Source organism: Comamonas sp. NLF-1-9 (assembly GCF_019195435.1).
GTDB lineage: Bacteria > Pseudomonadota > Gammaproteobacteria > Burkholderiales > Burkholderiaceae_C > Comamonas_C.
In genome coordinates this window covers 610,788-628,576 of sequence record NZ_CP078069.1, presented here as the reverse complement: position 1 = coordinate 628,576, position 17,789 = coordinate 610,788, and the positions used below count along the sequence as shown (strand labels likewise).

16 protein-coding genes are annotated in these 17,789 nt (G+C 69.3%); all 16 read left to right on the top strand.

Annotated elements, in window-relative coordinates:
* Window positions 1–16 precede the first annotated feature (16 nt).
* The 16 genes from gcvT to KUD94_RS03010 all read left to right on the top strand — a co-directional run bounded on the left by gcvT (window position 17) and on the right by KUD94_RS03010 (window position 17,786).
* The gene (gene gcvT / locus KUD94_RS03085) at window positions 17–1,144 is read left to right on the top strand and encodes a glycine cleavage system aminomethyltransferase GcvT (RefSeq protein WP_218238423.1); all 1,128 of its coding nucleotides are present in this window, start codon (window positions 17–19) and stop codon (window positions 1,142–1,144) included.
* A gap of 41 nt (window positions 1,145–1,185) precedes the next feature.
* Window positions 1,186–1,557, top strand: a complete 372-nt coding sequence (gene gcvH, locus KUD94_RS03080) for a glycine cleavage system protein GcvH (RefSeq protein ID WP_218238422.1) — start codon at window positions 1,186–1,188, stop codon at window positions 1,555–1,557.
* Window positions 1,558–1,709: 152 nt separating this feature from the next.
* Entirely contained in the window at window positions 1,710–4,640 is a 2,931-nt protein-coding gene (gene gcvP / locus KUD94_RS03075; RefSeq protein WP_218238421.1) for an aminomethyl-transferring glycine dehydrogenase, read from the top strand.
* A 151-nt stretch (window positions 4,641–4,791) separates the two neighbouring features.
* Complete coding sequence (locus KUD94_RS03070; protein WP_218238420.1) at window positions 4,792–5,205, top strand: FKBP-type peptidyl-prolyl cis-trans isomerase; 414 nt, start codon at window positions 4,792–4,794, stop codon at window positions 5,203–5,205.
* A gap of 31 nt (window positions 5,206–5,236) precedes the next feature.
* Window positions 5,237–7,420 carry a PAS domain-containing sensor histidine kinase gene (locus KUD94_RS03065; RefSeq protein ID WP_218238419.1) on the top strand — a complete coding sequence of 728 codons (2,184 nt, stop codon included), beginning with the start codon at window positions 5,237–5,239 and terminating at the stop codon, window positions 7,418–7,420.
* Window positions 7,417–8,163, top strand: coding sequence for an RluA family pseudouridine synthase (locus KUD94_RS03060; RefSeq protein WP_218238418.1), 747 nt, complete (start codon window positions 7,417–7,419; stop codon window positions 8,161–8,163). The genes KUD94_RS03065 and KUD94_RS03060 overlap by 4 nt, the downstream gene beginning before the upstream one ends.
* 54 nt (window positions 8,164–8,217) lie before the next feature.
* Window positions 8,218–9,039, top strand: coding sequence for an SDR family NAD(P)-dependent oxidoreductase (locus tag KUD94_RS03055; protein WP_218238417.1), 822 nt, complete (start codon window positions 8,218–8,220; stop codon window positions 9,037–9,039).
* Between the two features lie 95 nt (window positions 9,040–9,134).
* A complete protein-coding gene (locus KUD94_RS03050) occupies window positions 9,135–9,854 on the top strand; it encodes a Crp/Fnr family transcriptional regulator (RefSeq protein ID WP_218238416.1) in 720 nt (239 codons plus the stop codon).
* 113 nt (window positions 9,855–9,967) lie between these two features.
* The gene (locus KUD94_RS03045) at window positions 9,968–11,053 is read left to right on the top strand and encodes a phosphotransferase (protein WP_218238415.1); all 1,086 of its coding nucleotides are present in this window, start codon (window positions 9,968–9,970) and stop codon (window positions 11,051–11,053) included.
* Between the two features lie 38 nt (window positions 11,054–11,091).
* On the top strand, window positions 11,092–12,333 hold the full coding sequence (locus KUD94_RS03040; protein ID WP_218238414.1) for an acyl-CoA dehydrogenase family protein: 1,242 nt from the start codon (window positions 11,092–11,094) through the stop codon (window positions 12,331–12,333).
* A 102-nt stretch (window positions 12,334–12,435) separates the two neighbouring features.
* A complete protein-coding gene (locus tag KUD94_RS03035; protein WP_218238413.1) occupies window positions 12,436–13,197 on the top strand; it encodes a Crp/Fnr family transcriptional regulator in 762 nt (253 codons plus the stop codon).
* A 97-nt stretch (window positions 13,198–13,294) separates the two neighbouring features.
* The gene (locus KUD94_RS03030) at window positions 13,295–14,536 is read left to right on the top strand and encodes a sugar phosphate isomerase/epimerase (RefSeq protein WP_218238412.1); all 1,242 of its coding nucleotides are present in this window, start codon (window positions 13,295–13,297) and stop codon (window positions 14,534–14,536) included.
* Between the two features lie 3 nt (window positions 14,537–14,539).
* Window positions 14,540–15,034: an S-ribosylhomocysteine lyase gene (locus KUD94_RS03025; protein ID WP_218238411.1), complete on the top strand. Its 495-nt coding sequence runs from the start codon at window positions 14,540–14,542 to the stop codon at window positions 15,032–15,034.
* Window positions 15,031–16,188, top strand: a complete 1,158-nt coding sequence (locus KUD94_RS03020; protein ID WP_218238410.1) for a sedoheptulose 7-phosphate cyclase — start codon at window positions 15,031–15,033, stop codon at window positions 16,186–16,188. The genes KUD94_RS03025 and KUD94_RS03020 overlap by 4 nt, the downstream gene beginning before the upstream one ends.
* Entirely contained in the window at window positions 16,160–16,876 is a 717-nt protein-coding gene (gene ubiG / locus KUD94_RS03015) for a bifunctional 2-polyprenyl-6-hydroxyphenol methylase/3-demethylubiquinol 3-O-methyltransferase UbiG (RefSeq protein ID WP_218238409.1), read from the top strand. The genes KUD94_RS03020 and ubiG overlap by 29 nt, the downstream gene beginning before the upstream one ends.
* 4 nt (window positions 16,877–16,880) lie before the next feature.
* Window positions 16,881–17,786 carry a UbiA family prenyltransferase gene (locus KUD94_RS03010; protein ID WP_218238408.1) on the top strand — a complete coding sequence of 302 codons (906 nt, stop codon included), beginning with the start codon at window positions 16,881–16,883 and terminating at the stop codon, window positions 17,784–17,786.
* The last annotated feature ends 3 nt before the right edge of the window (window positions 17,787–17,789 follow it).

The following is a 17,789-nucleotide window of genomic DNA, read 5'->3' as shown; positions in this document are numbered from 1 at the left end:
ATCAAGGAGTCCGCGCTTGTCCGATACCCCCCTGCTCACCACACCGCTGGCCGGCCTGCACCAGGAACTGGGTGCACGCATGGTGCCCTTTGCCGGATACAGCATGCCGGTGCAATACCCCGCCGGCCTGATGGCCGAGCACTTGCACACGCGCGAACACGCCGGGCTGTTCGACGTCTCGCACATGGGCCAGCTCAGGATCAAGGGGCCGCAGGCCGCCAGCGCGCTCGAGAGCCTCATGCCCGTGGACGTCGCCGGCCTTGCCGTGGGCAAGCAGCGCTATGGCCTGCTGCTCAACGACGCCGGCGGCATCATCGACGACCTGATGTTCTTTCGCGAAGCCGAAGACGTCTTCTTCCTGATCGTCAACGGCGCCTGCAAGCTCGGTGACATCGCCCACCTGCGCGAAAAAATCGGCGCGCGCTGCACCATCGAAACCCTGCCCGAGCACGGCCTGCTGGCCCTGCAAGGCCCGCAGGCCGGCGCGGCGCTCGCGCGCCTGGTGCCGGCCGCAGAGCAGCTCGTGTTCATGAGCGGCATCCACACCGACTGGCAAGGCACGCCGCTCTTCATCACGCGCAGCGGCTACACCGGCGAGGACGGTTTTGAAATCTCGCTGCCCGGCGACAAGGCCGAGGCCCTGGCCCGCGCGCTGCTGGCGCAGCCCGAAGTCAAGCCCGTCGGCCTTGGCGCGCGCAACTCCCTGCGTCTGGAAGCCGGCCTGTGCCTGTATGGCAACGACATCGACGCCAGCACCACCCCGCCCGAAGCGGGCCTGAACTGGGCCATCCAGAAGGTGCGCCGCAGCGGCGGCGAGCGCGCGGGCGGCTTTCCGGGCGCGGACAAGGTGCTGGCGCAGATTGCCGACCCCTCCACCCTCACGCGCAAGCGCGTAGGCCTGGTCGCACTGGAGCGCGTGCCGGTGCGCGAGCACACGCCCCTGCACGAAGTGGGCGGCGCCGCGATAGGCACGATCACCAGCGGGCTGCTGGCGCCGTCGCTGGGCAAACCCATCGCCCTGGGCTATGTGCCGCCGCAGTTTGCCGCCGTGGGCACGCGCGTGGACGCGCTGGTGCGCGGCAAGCCCGTGCCCATGCAAGTGGCTGCCACCCCTTTCCTTGCGCCGCGCTACCACCGCGGATAGTCACAATCGCGCTTTTTCATCCTCTAGCAACGGAGCACCCCATGAGCATCAAGTATTCCAAGGACCATGAATGGGTCGATTACTCCAACGCCGCGGCCGCCATCGTCGGCATCACCGCGCATGCGCAGGACGCGCTGGGCGACGTGGTCTTCGTGGAGCTGCCCGAAGTGGGCAAGAGCTACGCCGCCGGTGACGTGGCGGGCGTGGTCGAATCGGTCAAGGCCGCGTCCGACATCTACATGCCGGTGTCCGGCGAGATCGTGGAAGTCAACGAGCAGCTGCGCGAAAACCCTTCGCTGGCCAACACCGACCCCACGGGCGCGGGCTGGTTCTTCAAGGTCAAGCTGAGCCAGGCCGACGAACTCGACTCCCTGCTGGACGAGGCCGCCTACCAGGAATTCACCAAGTCCTGATGCGCGGCGCAGCGCCGGGCATTGCGCCGGGCGCAGGCGCGCGCAGGCGAGGGCCGCCCATGAGCCAAGCCCTCTGCCGCCGCGCTATTCAAACGATAGTTGCCCGCGCTTGACTGGCGTGGGTTCCAAGCATATTTGACCTGAACCTTCCCATGTCCGCCCTGCCCTTGTCCGCGCTGGAGAACGCCAGCGAGTTCCACGCCCGCCACATCGGGATCACCGCAGCCGACGAGGCGCACATGCTCTCGGTCGTGGGCGTCGCCTCGCGCCGCGCGCTGGTCGACTCCATCGTGCCGCGCTCCATCGCGCGCGCCAGCAGCATGCAGCTGCCGCCCGCCTGCACCGAAGCGCAGGCGCTGGCCGAGCTCAAAACCATCGCCGGCAAGAACCGGGTGATGAAGAGCTTCATCGGCCAGGGCTATTACGGCACGCACACACCGGGCGTGATCCTGCGCAACGTGCTGGAAAACCCCGCCTGGTACACCGCTTACACGCCCTATCAGGCCGAGATCAGCCAGGGCCGCATGGAGGCGCTGGTCAACTTCCAGACCATGGTGACCGACCTCACCGGCATGGACATCGCCAACGCCTCCATGCTCGACGAGGCCACGGCCGCGGCCGAGGCGATGACGCTTGCGCGCCGCTCGGTGCGCGCCAAGGGCGACGCCATCGTGGTGATGGGCGACGCGCATCCGCAGACCATAGAGGTACTGCGCACACGCGCCGCGCCCCTGGGCCTGCGGCTCAAGCTCGCCGATTCGGCCGCAAGCTGGGATGCGGCGATCGCGGCCGACGACTACTTCGCGGTGCTGATCCAGTACCCGGCCAGCAGCGGCTGGCTGATGGACTGGAGCGAAGAGATCGCCAAGATCCACGCCAAGGGCGCGGCCGCCATCGTCGCGGCCGATCTGCTTGCGCTCACCCTGCTCAAGTCCCCCGGCGAGATGGACGCGGACATCGTCATCGGCAGCACCCAGCGCTTTGGCATGCCCATGGGCGCGGGCGGCCCGCACGCAGGCTACATGGCCTGCAAGGACAGCTTCAAGCGCAGCCTGCCCGGGCGCCTTGTGGGCGTGAGCGTCGACGTGCACGGCGCGCCCGCCTACCGCCTGGCGCTGCAAACGCGCGAGCAGCACATCCGCCGCGAAAAGGCCACCTCCAACATCTGCACCGCCCAGGTGCTGCCCGCGGTCGTCGCCAGCATGTACGCGGTCTACCACGGCCCCGAGGGCCTCAAGCGCATCGCCGAGCGCACCGCGCGCCTGAGCGCCATCCTCAAGGCGGGCCTTGCGCAACTGGGCTTCAGCCACGGGCACCACGCAAGCGCCTTCGACACCATCAGCCTGAAAACCGACGACGCTACCGATTCAATAGCTGCTCGCGCAATACGGATGGGCGCAAACCTCAGAAAAGCCTGGGACGTTTACCTGTGCATCTCGCTGGACGAAACCAGCACGCGCGCCGACGTCGAGCTGCTCTGGCGCATCTTCGCGGGCGAAGGCCGGACCCTGCCCGACTTTGCCGCGCTGGAGCAGCAGGCGCCCGCGCTGATTCCGGCCGAGCTGCGCCGCGAGAGCCCCTTCCTCACGCACCCGGTGTTCAACACGCACCACAGCGAAACCGCGATGCTGCGCTACATCCGCCAGCTCTCGGACAAGGACCTGGCGCTGGACCGCAGCATGATTCCGCTGGGCTCTTGCACCATGAAGCTCAACGCCACCAGCGAGATGATCCCCATCACCTGGCCGGAATTCGCGCAGATCCACCCCTTCGCTCCGGCCGACCAGCTTGCGGGCTACGCCGAACTCGACCGGTTGCTGCGCGACTGGCTGTGCCAGGCCACCGGCTACGCGGGCGTGAGCCTGCAGCCCAATGCCGGCAGCCAGGGCGAATACGCCGGGCTGCTGGCCATCAGGGCCTGGCACGAGTCGCGCGGCCAATCCCAGCGCACGGTCTGCCTGATTCCGAGCAGCGCCCACGGCACCAACCCGGCCAGCGCGCAGATGGCCGGCATGCAGGTAGTGGTGACCCAGTGCGACGACAACGGCAACGTGGACATGGCCGACCTCAAGGCCCAGTGCGAAAAGCACAGTGACGAGCTCGCCTGCGTGATGATCACCTACCCCAGCACCCACGGCGTGTTCGAAACCCAGGTCAAGGAGCTGTGCGAGATCGTGCACCGCCATGGGGGCCGCGTGTATGTCGATGGCGCCAACATGAACGCCCTGGTCGGCGTTGCGGCGCCCGGCGAATTCGGCGGCGACGTGAGCCACCTGAACCTGCACAAGACCTTCTGCATTCCCCACGGCGGGGGCGGCCCCGGCGTGGGCCCGGTCTGCGTGGTCGAAGACCTCGTGCCCTTCCTGCCCGGCCACGCCACGGCCCAGGCCAGCGGCTCCATGCCTGCAGCCGCTGCGGGCGAGGGCATGGCGCAAGGCCTGCGCGTCGGCGCGGTGTCGGCCGCGCCGCTGGGCAATGCCGCCGTGCTGCCCATCAGCTGGATGTACATCCGCATGATGGGCGCCGACGGGCTCACCGCCGCGACCGAGGTGGCCATCCTCAGCGCCAACTACATCAGCAAGCGCCTGGCAGACCACTACCCCACGCTCTACGCCTCCGCCAACGGCCATGTCGCGCACGAATGCATTCTCGATCTGCGCCAGCTCAAGGACAGCAGCGGCGTGATGGCCGAGGACGTGGCCAAGCGCCTGATCGACTACGGCTTTCATGCGCCCACGCTGTCCTTCCCGGTGGCCAACACGTTGATGGTCGAGCCGACCGAAAGCGAAGACCTGGCCGAACTGGAGCGCTTCATCGCCGCGATGATCGCCATCCGGGGTGAAATCCGCCAGATCGAAAACGGCGCCTGGCCGCAGGACGACAACCCGCTCAAGAACGCCCCGCACACCGCCGAAGCCCTGCTGGCGCAGGAATGGAAGCACCCCTACCCGCGCGAACTCGCTGCCTACCCCGTGGCCAGCCTGCGCAAGCTCAAATACTGGGCGCCGGTGGGCCGCGTGGACAACGTCTATGGAGACCGCAATCTGTTTTGCAGTTGCCCGCCGGTGGCAGAGCTGACCTGAGTGCCGCTGCCCCTGACACCCTGGCCAGGTTGTCAGGGGCGTGGGGGAACAATGGTGGCGGTCGGTGCGTCGCACAGCGTCTTGGCCGGGCAGCTCCAAGCGGCGTTGCCCTAACATTGCGGCTTTGGGCTTTTCCAGGCTGCACCACGCCATGCGCACTCCGTTTTTGTTGCTTTCTTGCGCTCTCCTTGCCTTGTCCGCCCAGGCACAAAGCGGCGCGCCCGTCGACCCCGTCACCACCCAAAGCGGCCTGATCTTCCAGTCGCTGCACGAAGGCACGGGCGAGGCGCCCAAGGCCAGCGACACGGTGAAGGTGCACTACAAGGGGCAGTTGGCCGATGGCAAGGAGTTCGACAGCTCCTACCAGCGCGGCCAGCCGACCGAGTTCCCGCTGAACCGCGTCATCCCCTGCTGGACCGAAGGGGTGCAGCGCATGAAGGTGGGCGGCAAGGCCAGGCTCACCTGCCCGCCGGAGATTGCCTATGGCGCGCGCGGTGCGGGCGGGGTGATACCGCCCAATGCCACGCTGACCTTCGAGATCGAACTGCTGGGCGTGCGCCGCTGAGGCGCGCCCGCGCAGCACGCGCACCACCGCCATGACCGAGCCGGATTTGTCCTTTCTGTTTCGCGGCGAGGCAGCGCCGCCAGGCAAGGGCACGCCCGCGCCGGCGCCGCAGCCGGCGCCTGTGCCCGCTGCACCGGCCACCGGCCGGGCGTCCGCCCAGGGCCAGGCCTTTGCCGACCTGGTGGCCGAGCTGCGCGGCTACCAGGCCGAACTGGAGGCGCAAAACAAGGAGCTGCGCTACAGCCAGGCGGCGGCCGAGAGCGCCTCCGAGCGCTTCGAGGCGCTGTTTTCCAGCGTGCCGCTGTCGCTCATGGTGCTCGACGAGCACGACATGGTGGTGCAGGCCAACGCCATGGCGCACCGCTCTTTCCAGCCCACCGAGCTCGACCGGCCGCTGACCTCGCTCATGCCCTTCGTGAGCGACGCCGACGCCGACCGCGTGCACCGCGCCTTTGCATTGGCGCGCGCGCAGGGGCGCAGCGACGCCTCCGAGGTAGTGTTTCAGATCGGCGGCGAGCGGCGCATCACCGGCGACCTGCACATCGCCTACATCGAAACCCTGCAGGGCAGTGGCGAGCCGCTGCGCCAGTTCCTCTGCGCGGTCATAGACCAGGGCCCGCTGCTGGCCGAGCGGCACACGCTGCAGCAGAGAAACGAGCAGTTGCACGCGAGCGAGCGGCGCCTGGAAGCGGTGATCAACTCGGCGCTGGACGCAATCATCTGCGTGGACCAGCACCAGCGCATCACCGTCTTCAACCCGACCGCGGCCGCGCTGTTCCAGTGCCCCACGCGCGACGCGCTGGGCAGTCCGCTGTCGCGCTTTCTGCCCGAGCTGGCGCGTGCCCCCGGCTATGCGCAGCTGACCACGCAGGCGGCGCTCGGCGAGATGCAGGCGCGCAGCGCCACCGGGCGCGAGCTGGCGGTAGAGGTCAGCGTCACCTTCGAGCACCACGAGGGCAGCGTCACCACCACCGTGTTCGCGCGCGACCTTACGGCGCGCAAGCGCGCCGAAGAGCGCCGCCAGGAACTCGAGGTGCAGCTGCGCGAATCGCAGAAGATGCAGGCCGTGGGCACCATGGCCGGCGGCATTGCGCACGACTTCAACAACATCTTGCACGCCATTCTGGGCAACGTGGAGCTGGCCAAGGCCGATGCGCAGGCCCCGGGCACCGACCCGCGCGTGCTGGAAAGCCTGCACGAGATCGACAAGGCGGCGCGGCGCGCGCGCGATCTGGTGCGCCAGATCCTCGCCTTCAGCCGCAACGAGGCACCGCCGCGCGGCGCGGTGCAACTGGCCGAGCTGATGCGCGAGACCGAGCGCCTGCTGCGCGTGACCCTGCCCGCGCATATCCATCTGCAAGTGCAAAGCGCAGCGCAATTGCCGCCGATTCTGGCCGACGCCACCCAGGTCGAGCAGGCCTTGCTGAACCTGTGCACCAACGCCATCCAGGCCGTGGGCACGCGGCCCGGGCGCGTGATGATGCAGGCGCAGTGCCTGCGGCCCAACGCGGCGCTGCGCGAGCGCTTGAAACTTGCGCCCGCCACCTACGTGGCGCTGCAGGTGAGCGACGACGGCCCCGGCATGGACGCGGCCACGCGCGCGCGCATCTTCGAGCCCTTCTTCACCACCAAGCCCGTGGGCCAGGGCACGGGCCTGGGCCTGCCCGTGGTGCACGGCGTGATGCGCACCCACGGCGGCGCCATCGACGTGCAAAGCGCGCCCAGCCGCGGCTGCCTGTTCACGCTGTTCTTTCCACTGGCCGACGCCGCGCAAGTGGAGGCCGAAAGCGCCCCCATGCCGCTCATGGTGCTGGCCGACGACAGGCCGGCGAGCACGCGCAAACGCCCCTGCGTGATGTACGTGGACGACGACGAGGCGCTGGTCTTCCTTGTGCGCCGGCTGCTCGGGCGGCGCTCCTATGAAGTGGCCGGCTTCACCGACCCGCGCACCGCGCTGCGCGCACTGGCGCAGGAGCCCGCCCGCTTTGACCTCCTGGTCACCGACTACAACATGCCCGGTTTCTCCGGCGTGCAATTGCTGCGCGAGGTGCGCAAAATCCGCGCCGACCTGCCGGTAGCGCTGGCCTCGGGCTACATCACCGCCGAGATCGAGCAAAGCGCGCTGCTGGAGGGCGCGCGCGCGCTGATACACAAGCCCAACGACGTGCACGAGCTGTGCGACACCGTGGACCGGCTGGTGCGCGGCGCGCCATGAACGCCGCCCCTGCCGCCGACATCGACCCCGCCGCCGCCCCTGCCTGCGCATCCGGGGCGAACGCGCCGCCCCTGCCTGCCCCGGCGCCGCTTTGCCTGTATGCCGACGAGGACTTGCTGGCGCTGGCCAAGCCCGCCGGCTTGCTGTGCGTGCCCGGGCGCGGGCCGCACAAGCAGGACGCGCTCAGCACGCGCGCCCAGCGGCACTGGCCCGGCGCGCTGGTCGTGCACCGGCTGGACCAGGCCACCTCCGGCCTGGTGCTGATGGCGCGCCACCCCGAGGCCCAGCGCCGCCTGGGCGCGGCCTTCGCGGCGCAGGCGGTGCACAAGTACTACCAGGCGCTGGTGCACGGGTGCCCGCGCGCTGCGCCGCTCGCGCACCCGCGCGCGCAAGAGCCAGGCTGGAGCGTGATCGACCTGCCGCTTGCGCCCGACTGGCCGCGCCGCCCGCTGCAAAAGGTCGATCACGCCGGCGGCAAGCCCAGCCAGACGCTGTGGCGCATGCTGGCGTGCGAAGCCGGCGGCGCGCGCAGCCGCTTGCTGCTGCAGCCGCTCAGCGGGCGCACCCACCAGCTGCGCCTGCACCTGGCGCACATTGGCCACCCCATCGTCGGCGACCGGCTCTACGGCCAGCCGGGGCAGGATGCCGACGCCCCGCGCCTGCTGCTGCACGCCTGGCGTCTGGCGCTCGCTCATCCGCGCACCGGGCAGTGGCTGGAACTTGCCTGCCCGCTGCCGTTCTGACAGCGCTGGCGCCCTGCGCGCCGTTTGGCCCCTTCTTTCTGCCCACTTGCCGCCATGTCCGCTTCCCACCTCTACATCCTCACCGGCGCCTCGCGCGGCCTGGGCCTGGCGCTGGCACGCGAGCTGCTGCAACCGGGGAATTGCCTGGTGCTGATCGCGCGCAGCGCCGCGCCCGACCTGCACGCGCCGCCGGGGGCGCAGCTCACGCAGTGGCAGCACGACCTGAGTGACGCACGCGCCGCCGCGCAGCAGCTCTCTCAGTGGCTGGCGCAGCAGCCGCCCGAGCGCCACGCCAGCGCCACGCTGATCAACAACGCCGGGGCGCTGGCGCAGATTGCGCCGCTGCGCGAATGCGCGCAGGCCCCCGCCCAGGCCAGCATCGCCAACGCGCTGCGCGTGGGGCTGGAAGCGCCCATGCTGCTGAGCGCAAGTTTCCTGGGCGCCACCGCCGACTGGCCCGGGGCGCGCAAGGTGCTCAACATCTCCTCGGGCCTGGGGCGCCGCCCCATGGCCGCGCAGGCCGCCTATTGCGCGGCCAAGGCCGGCATGGACCACTTCAGCCGCTGCCTGGCGCTGGAAGAGGCGGCGCGGCCCCGGGGTGCGCGCGTGTGCTCGCTCGCGCCCGGCGTGATCGACACCGACATGCAGCTGCAGCTGCGCAGCGCCGACCCGGACCGCTTCCCCGACCAGCCGCGCTTTGCGCAGTTGAACGCCCGGCAAGAGCTCAGCAGCGCCAGCGCCAGCGCGGCGCGCGTGCTCGCCTGGCTGCGCCATCCGGCGTTTGGCCGCGAGCCAGTGGCCGACGTGCGCAGCCTCGATACCGGCGCCAGCGCCATGCACGAAGGCGGGCCCGGCGCCGCCGGCGCGCGCCGCTGACGGCGCTCCCGCCCGGGCGGCGGGGCTCTGGTGCATCATCGGGGGTTTGGCATTACCGGGCGGCGCCAGCGGCGCAGTCGCTCAAAAGACAGACCATGGATGAGCCCATCCTTACGATCGAAGAACGGGCGGCGATCAATTCCGGTCGCTGGTTTTCCTCCTTGTCGCCCTCGCTGCGGCACGACATTCTTCGATGCACCTACGTCAAACGCTACAAGGATGGCGCCTTGATCACCGCCCGCGGCGAGTTCCCCGAGGAGTGGATCGCCTGCGCCAAGGGTGCGGTGCGCGTGAGCTCCACCTCGCTGTCGGGCAAGCAGATCACGCTCACTTACGTGGAGCCGGGCATCTGGTTTGGCGACGTGTCCATCCTCGACGGCGACCAGCGCACGCACGACGCCTATGCGCATGGCGAAACCACCATCGTCTGCGTGGCGCGCGCGGATTTTCGCAAGATCCTGGCGCAGCACTCCGAGCTCTACGAGGCGCTCTTGCGCCTGCAGGCGCGGCGCATACGCCAGCTCTTCGGCCTGGTAGAAGACCTCAACACCCTGCCGCTGCGCGCGCGCCTGGCCAAGCAGCTGCTGCATCTGGCGCGCAGCTATGGCACCACCAGCCTGTCGTGCGAGGACGAGGTGCGCATAGGCCTGCACCTGGCGCAGGAGGAGCTCGCCCAGCTGCTGGGCGCCTCGCGCCAGCGGGTGAACCAGGAGCTCAAATCCATGGAGCGCGAGGGCGCGATCCGCATCGAGCCCGGCGGCCTGGTGCTGCGCGACCGCCAGGCGCTGATGCGCATCACCGAAAGCACAGGCTAGGCGCTAACAAAAAACATAGCTGCTTGCGCTCGTACTGCAACGGTTTCAATGTAAAAACACTTGCAAACCCTTTGTCGACAAGCGCAAACAGCTAGGCTTTTTGAGAGGTCCCCGTGTCCAACTACGACCAGTTCATCGGCACGCGCCCGGTCACCGGCAAGCACGCCTTCGACGAGCAGGCCCTGGCCGACTGGGCCGCGGCGCACGTACCGGAATTTGCCGGCCCGGTGCAGGCGGCCTTGTTCAAGGGCGGCCAGTCCAACCCCACCTACCTGCTGAGCACCCCGGGCGCGCGCTACGTGATGCGCTCCAAGCCCGCGCCCGTGGCGCAGCTGCTGCCCTCGGCCCACGCCATCGAGCGCGAATACCGCGTGATGCAGGCGCTTGCCGCCACCGACGTGCCGGTGCCGCGCATGCTCGCGCTGTGCGAGGACGAGTCCGTCATAGGCCGCGCCTTCTACCTGATGGAGCACATGCAGGGGCGCGTGCTCTGGGACCAATCCCTGCCCGGCATGGCGCCCGCCGAGCGCGGCGCCGTCTACGACGAGATGAACCGCGTCATCGCCGCGCTGCACCGCGTGGACTTTGCCACGCTCGGCCTGGCCGACTACGGGCGCCCGGGCAACTACTTCGAGCGCCAGATAGGGCGCTGGAGCAAGCAGTACCGCGCCTCTGTCACCGAGCCGATCACCGAGATGGACCGCCTCATGGACTGGTTGCCCGCGCACATGCCCGAGAGCGCGCGCGACGAGAGCCGCGTGGCCATCGTGCATGGCGACTACCGGCTGGACAACCTGATGTTCCATCCCACAGAGCCGCGCGTGATCGCCGTGCTGGACTGGGAGCTGTCCACCCTGGGCCATCCCCTGGCCGACTTTGCCTACCACTGCATGAGCTGGCACATCCCTGCGGCGCTCAGTCGCGGCATCGCCGGCCTGGACCTGGCTGCGCTCGGCATACCGCAGGAGCGCGCCTACATCCAGCGCTACTGCGAGCGCACTGGCGTGCGGGACACCGACGGCCTGCACGCCGACTGGAACTTCTACCTCGCCTACAACATGTTTCGCATCGCCGCCATCCTGCAAGGCATCGCCAAGCGCGTGCAGGCCGGCACGGCGGCCAGCAGCCAGGCCCAGGCTGCGGGCGCGCAGGCGCGGCCCATGGCCGAGCTCGCCTGGTCGTTCGCGCGCCGCGGTTGAGCCCGGCCACCCGCCACCCCTCAAGTGCAAGGACCGACATGGACTTCAACTACTCCGCCAAGACCCTGGACCTGCAGGCGCGCCTCGCGCGGTTCATGGACGAGCACATCTACCCGGCCGAAAAACAGCACGCGGCCGAGCTTGCGCGCAACACCACCGCGGGCAAGCGCTGGACGCCGCTCAAGACCATCGAGGACCTCAAACCCAAGGCCCAGGCGGCGGGGCTGTGGAACCTGTTCCTGCCGGTCGACACCGCCGAAGCCTCGGGCTACCACGGCGCGGGCCTGACCAACCAGGAATACGCGCCGCTCGCGGAAACCATGGGCCGCGTGCTCTGGGCCAGCGAGGTGTTCAACTGCTCGGCGCCCGACACCGGCAACATGGAAACCATCGCGCGCTACGGCAGCGAGGCGATCAAGAGCGAATGGCTCAAGCCGCTGCTGCAGGGGCGCATCCGCTCGGCCTTTGCGATGACCGAGCCCGAAGTCGCCAGCAGCGACGCCACCAACATCACCACGCGCATGCAGCGCGACGGCGACGACTACGTCATCAACGGGCGCAAGTGGTGGACCAGCGGCGCCAACGACCCGCGCTGCAAGGTCTTCATCACCATGGGCAAGACCGACCCCGACGCGCCGCGCCACGCCCAGCAGAGCATGATCGTCGTGCCCGCCGACACCCCGGGCATCACCATCTTGCGCAACCTCAACGTCTTCGGCTATGACGACGCGCCGCACGGCCACGCCGAGGTCATCTTCGACAACGTGCGCGTGCCCGCCGCCAACGTGCTGCTGGGCGAAGGCCGCGGCTTCGAGATCGCGCAGGGCCGCCTGGGGCCGGGGCGCATCCACCACTGCATGCGCCTGATCGGCCAGGCCGAACGCGCGCTGGAACTCATGTGCCAGCGCACCAGCACCCGCGTGGCCTTCGGCAAACCGATTGCCGCGCAGACCGTGACGCAGGAGCGCATCGCCGAGGCACGCTGCAAGATCGACATGGCGCGCCTGCTCACACTCAAGGCCGCCTGGATGATGGACACCGTGGGCAACAAGGCCGCGCGCACCGAGATCGCGATGATCAAGGTCGTCGCGCCCAACATGGCCTGCCAGGTGATCGACTGGGCCATCCAGGCCCATGGCGGCGCCGGCGTGTGCGACGACTTCCCGCTGGCCTACGCCTACGCCAACGCGCGCACCCTGCGCTTTGCCGACGGCCCCGACGAGGTGCACCGCAACGCCATCGCCAAGTGGGAGCTGGGCAAGTACGCGGCCGGCGCCTGAGCGCGAGGCGCGCGCCTGCGCCCGGCCCGCTGCGCCGCGGGTGAAAATACCGCCTGCCCGCCGGCACCCGCGCCCCGGGCCGTCAGCCCCCGCAGTCCCGCCATGAGCCCACCACCTGCCCCGCGTCCCGCGCCCGCAGCCCCAGCGCCCGCCGCCCCGCGCAGCGGCGACGCCGGCGCCGGCGACCCCGCCCAGCGCATGCGCGCGCTGCTGTCGCAACTGCCGCTGTTTGCCGGCCTGAGCGAACCCGAGCTTGCACAACTGGCCGCTGCCACGCAGCGCCACAGCCTCGCGCCCGCCGAGACCATCGTGCGCCGGGGCGAGCGCTGCAGCGGCATGTACTTCGTGATCTATGGCTCGGTGCAGCTGGTGTACAACGCCGCATCCGGCAGCGAGCGCACGGTGCGCCTGCTGGCGGCCGGCGCCAGCTTCGGCGAAGCCGCGCTGTTCAGCGGGCGCGAGCACATCGTCACCGCCACCGCCCTGGCCGACACCCTGGTGCTGCAGGTGCCGCAGGCCGTGCTGCGCGGGCTGGTCGCCGGCAACAACCAGGTCGCCCAGCGCATGATCGCGCGCCTGAGCGAGCAGCTGTACATGGCGATTGCCGACTTCGGCGCCTTCACCACGCATTCGGGGCCGCAGCGGCTCATCGGCTATCTGCTGCGCGAATCGACTGCCAGCGCCGGCCTGCCCTTCACGCTGGACGTGAGCAAGCGCACCATCGCCTCGCGCCTGAACCTCACGCCCGCGCATTTTTCGCGCATCCTGCACGACCTGAGCGAGCGCGGCCTGATCCGCGTCAACGGCCGCGAAATCCTGGTGCTGGACGAGCCCGCGCTGCGCGACTACCACCTGAGCGCCTGAGCCCGCGCCCGCTTTCTTGCCTTTTGGCAAGCACCGCGCCGCACCCGCATGGCAGAGTCGCCGGTTGCCATCCCGCCACCGACGCAGCCGGCCACGCATGGGCAAGATACAACTCGCATACAGCACTTTCGGGCTGACCAATCTGGACTTTTTCGCCGCGCTCGACGCCGTCGATGCCGCGGGCTACGAGGGCGTGGAAGTCTCTTTCCATCGCCGCCAGTTCAACCCCTTTGAGCTCGGCGACCACGACCTGCTCGCCGTGCGCCAGCATTTCGCGCGCCTGCGCGTGCAGCCCGCCTGCATCGCCACTGCCTCGCACTTCTTCGATCCGCAGCGCCCGCACGAGCCATCGCTCATGGCGCTGGAATACGCCGCGCGCAAGCGCCGCATCGACCTCGTGCGGCGTGGCATCCACGTCGCGCGCATGCTCGGCGTCAAGCTCGTCACCTTCGGCAGCGGCTTCGTGCGCGACGACCACGCGGCCCACCCCGAAATCAACCCCACCGAACTGCTGGTCGAATCGATTCGTGAATGCCTGAGCGCCATCCACGCCGAAGAGGACATCACCCTCTTGATCGAGCCCGAACCGGGCATGCACATCGAAACCCTGGCCCAAGGCCTGGCGCTGATGCAGGCGGTCGATTCGCCCAAATTCAAGCTGCACATCGACATCTGCCACGCCTACTGCTCCGAGGCCAATTACATTGAGGCGCTGGCCGACGCCGCTCCCCACGCGCGCTACCTGCACATCTCCGACGCGCGCCAGGGCTGGAACCTGCAGATCCGCCACGACAGCGAGCTGCTGCGCTTCGATCTGGCCCACGCCAGCACCCTGGTGCATTTCCCCGACACGGCCGACTTCCTGCTGCTGGACCCGGCCCACGCCATCCACTTTGCCGATGGCCAGCCCACCCCCGCGCGCCAGCGGCGCATCGCCGAGCTGCTGCGCCAGGCCGGCACCAGCGCCCCGCTGCACACCGTGGACTACGCCAGCCTACCCACCGCACGCGGCCCGCTGGACGATGAAATCTTCACCTACCTGATCTCGGTGCCCGGCCTGAGCTACGACGTGCTCGAACGCGCCCGCCCCGCCATCGCCTGGCTGCGCGGCGCCCAAGGCCAGCCGCTCATCGAGCGCATGGTCGCCCACACACGCACCGGCATCGTGCACTTTCATGAAGTTCCCGGCGAAGGCACGCTGGACTTTGCCGCCAGCTTCAAGGCCCTGACCGACCACGGTTTTGACGGCTGGGGCGCCATCGAGCTCTACCACCATGTGGACGACTGGCAGGCCGCGCTGCACGCCAGCCACCGCCACCTGACTCCGCTGCTGGCCTGAGCCATGTCCAGCCCCGCCGTGCACCCGCACACCAGCCTGTGGCCCGCCGACCTCACCGGCGAGCTGGACCACCGCCGCCTGAAAGCCCCCGCCGTCAAGCTGCGCAGCGCCCTGCCCACCCCCGGCGGCGACATGATCTACGCCGTCGATTTGCGCGTGCGTCTGCCCAACCGCAACGCCTTCCTGGGCAGCAGCGAACTGCACTCCATGGAGCACTTCCTGCTCGAAGGCTTCAGCCGGCTGCTGCCGCGCCACTTCCTCTCGGTCGGCATCATGGGCTGCCGCACGGGCTTTTACCTTGGCTTCGTCAACGAAGGCCGCCCCGAAGTGCTCTGCACCACGCTGCAGCGCATCCTGCAGGAGATGCAAAGCGCAGCCGCCGTGCCCTACGCCAACATCGCGCAATGCGGCCACTGGCAAGACCACGACCTGCAGGCCGCGCAGCAGCTCGCGCAGGAAATCCTCGCCCAACGCGCCACCTGGCTGGACGCCGCATGAGCCCCGCCCCCGTGCCCGACAGCGCCGTCTGGCAGGTGCGCAGCCAGCGCCCCATCGCCTACGACGTGGTCAAGACCCCCGGCCTGTTCGCCCCCAGCAACACCACGCTGCTCGGCTATGGCCGCCCCGGCGGGCGGCGCTTCGTGGTGCTGGACGCCCGCGTCTGGCAACTGCACGGCAGCCAGATCCGCGCCTGGTTTGCCGCGCACGGCATCGAAGCCCACTACGCCATCTTCCCCGGCGGTGAAGAGCACAAGAACATCGACGCGCTGCAAGACCTCGCCCGCGCGCTCGACGCCTTCCCCATCCACCGCCGCGACGAACCCCTGATCGCCATCGGCGGCGGCGTGCTCACCGACGTCGCCGCCTACCTTGCCGCCAGCTACCGGCGCGGCATTCCGCACATCAAGCTGCCCACCACCCTCATGGGCTACATCGACGCCGCCCTGGGCATCAAGAACGGCATCAACTTCGGCGCCAGCAAAAACCGCCTGGGCAGCTTCGAGCCGCCGCTGGCGGTGCTGCTGGAACCTGCCTTTCTGCGCACCCTGCCCCGGCGGCACCTGACCAACGGCCTGTGCGAAATCATCAAGCTCGCCATCGTCACCGACGCCGCCCTGTTCACCCAGCTCGAAACCCACGGCGCGCGCAGCCTGCAAAACGCCTTCGCCACGCCCGAGGGCGACGCCCTCCTGGACCGCGCCATCACCGGCATGCTGGCAGAGCTTGCCCCCAACCTGTACGAAGAAGAACTCTCGCGCAAGGTCGACTTCGGCCACACCTTCAGCTACGGGCTGGAAGCACGCCATCCCCAGCGCCTGCTGCACGGCGAAGCGGTGCTGCTCGACTGCCTGCTCTCCAGCCTCATCGCCACCCGCCGCGGCCTGCTGCCCGAAGCCGCGCTGCAGCGCATCTTCGCGCTGGTGCAGCAGCTCGCCATCCCGCTCGATACCGCTGTGCTTGAAGTCGAGCTGATGTGGCAGGCCCTGCAAGACCGCGTGCAACACCGCAACGGCCTGCAGCGCGTGCCCCTGCCCAGCGCCATAGGCCAGTGCACCTTCGTGCACGACATCGCGCGCGCCGAGCTCGAGCGCGCAGCCACCGACCTGCAGGAAAGACTGCTGCATGACGACGAACCAACCCTCCAACGTTGACCGCCAGGAGGTCGACAAATTCGACCGCATCGCCCAGCTCTGGTGGGACCCCAAGGGCAAGATGGGCATGCTGCACGTCATCAACCCGCTGCGCAGCCGCTTCACCTTCGAGCACGTGGACGTGCGCGGCAAGCGCGTGGTGGACGTGGGCTGCGGCGGCGGCATCCTGACCGAAACCCTGGCCAAGGCCGGTGCAGACGTCGTCGGACTGGACCAGTCCGAACTCACCCTGCAGGTAGCGCGCCAGCACGCCGCCCGGGCGGGCCTGTCCATCGACTACCGCCTGCAGACCGTGGAAACGCTGGCGCAGCAGGAACCCTGCAGCTACGACGTCGTCACCTGCCTGGAAATGCTCGAACACGTGCCCGACCCCGCCGCCATCGTCCAGGCCTGCGCCCGGCTGCTCAAACCCGGCGGGCACGCCATCTTCTCGACCATCAACCGCAACTTCAAGGCCTGGCTGTTTGCCATCGTCGGCGGCGAATACATCCTGCGCATCCTGCCGCGCGGCACGCACGACTACGCCAAACTCATCCGCCCTCAGGAGCTGCGCAACTGGGCCGGCCAGGCCGGTCTGAAGCACCTGCGCAGCGCCAGCCTCATGTACCACCCGCTGTCCGGGCGCTTTCGCGTCGCGCCGGGCAAGGAAGACGTCAACTACATGATGAGCTGCATCAAGCTAGCTTGAACCCATGCGCAAATTCCTCGCCCTCTCGCGCTCCACCCACGGCATCCTGGACATCGCCATGCCGGGTTTTGCCGCCCTGCTCTGGCTGGGCGCCTTCCCGCCCCTGGCCGTGCTGGGCGTGGCCTTGCTCACCGCCGTGGCCGGTTACACCGCCATCTACGCGCTCAATGACCTGGTCGGCGTCAAGACCGACCGCGAGAAATTCGCCGGCAGCGGCATCAATCCCGGCTACTCGGTCGAAGCCTCCGCCCTGCGCTACCCCATCGCCCAGGGCAAGCTCGGCTTTGCCGCCGCCGCCCTCTGGTTCGTGCTCTGGTATCTGGTGGCGCTGGCCGGAGCCTGGTGGCTCAACCCCTGGCTCGTGCCCATCGTGCTTGTCGCCCCGGTGCTGGAGACGATCTACTGCAAACTGCTCAAGGTCGGCTGGTGGCGCGTGTTCGTGAGCGGCATCGTCAAGGCGCTGGGGCCGATAGCCGCCGTGCTGGTCGTGGTGCCCCGGCCCGACCCCGGCCTGCTCGCCCTCATGCTCGCCTGGCTCATGTGCTGGGAAATCGGCGGCCAGAACATCCCTGCCGACTGGAACGACGTCGAAGAAGACCGCCGCGTCGGTGCCCAAACCATCCCCCTTGTCTTCGGCCCGCGCACCGCCGGCGCCGCCGTGCTCCTGGCCCTGCTGGCCACTACCGCCCTGAGCCTGGCCCTGCCCATGATGTCGCCCCTGCCCCTGGGCTGGCCCTACCTCGCCGCTACACTGGCCGCCGCGGTCTACCTGCTGCTCCTGCCCGGCCTGCATCTTGCCCGCACCCACGAGCCGCGCGCCGCCGCCCGCCTGTTTGACCGCGCCAGCCTCTACCCGCTGGCGCAGCTGTGCATCATCACGCTGTTCGTGCTTGCCAAGGCCTGGGGCTGAAAA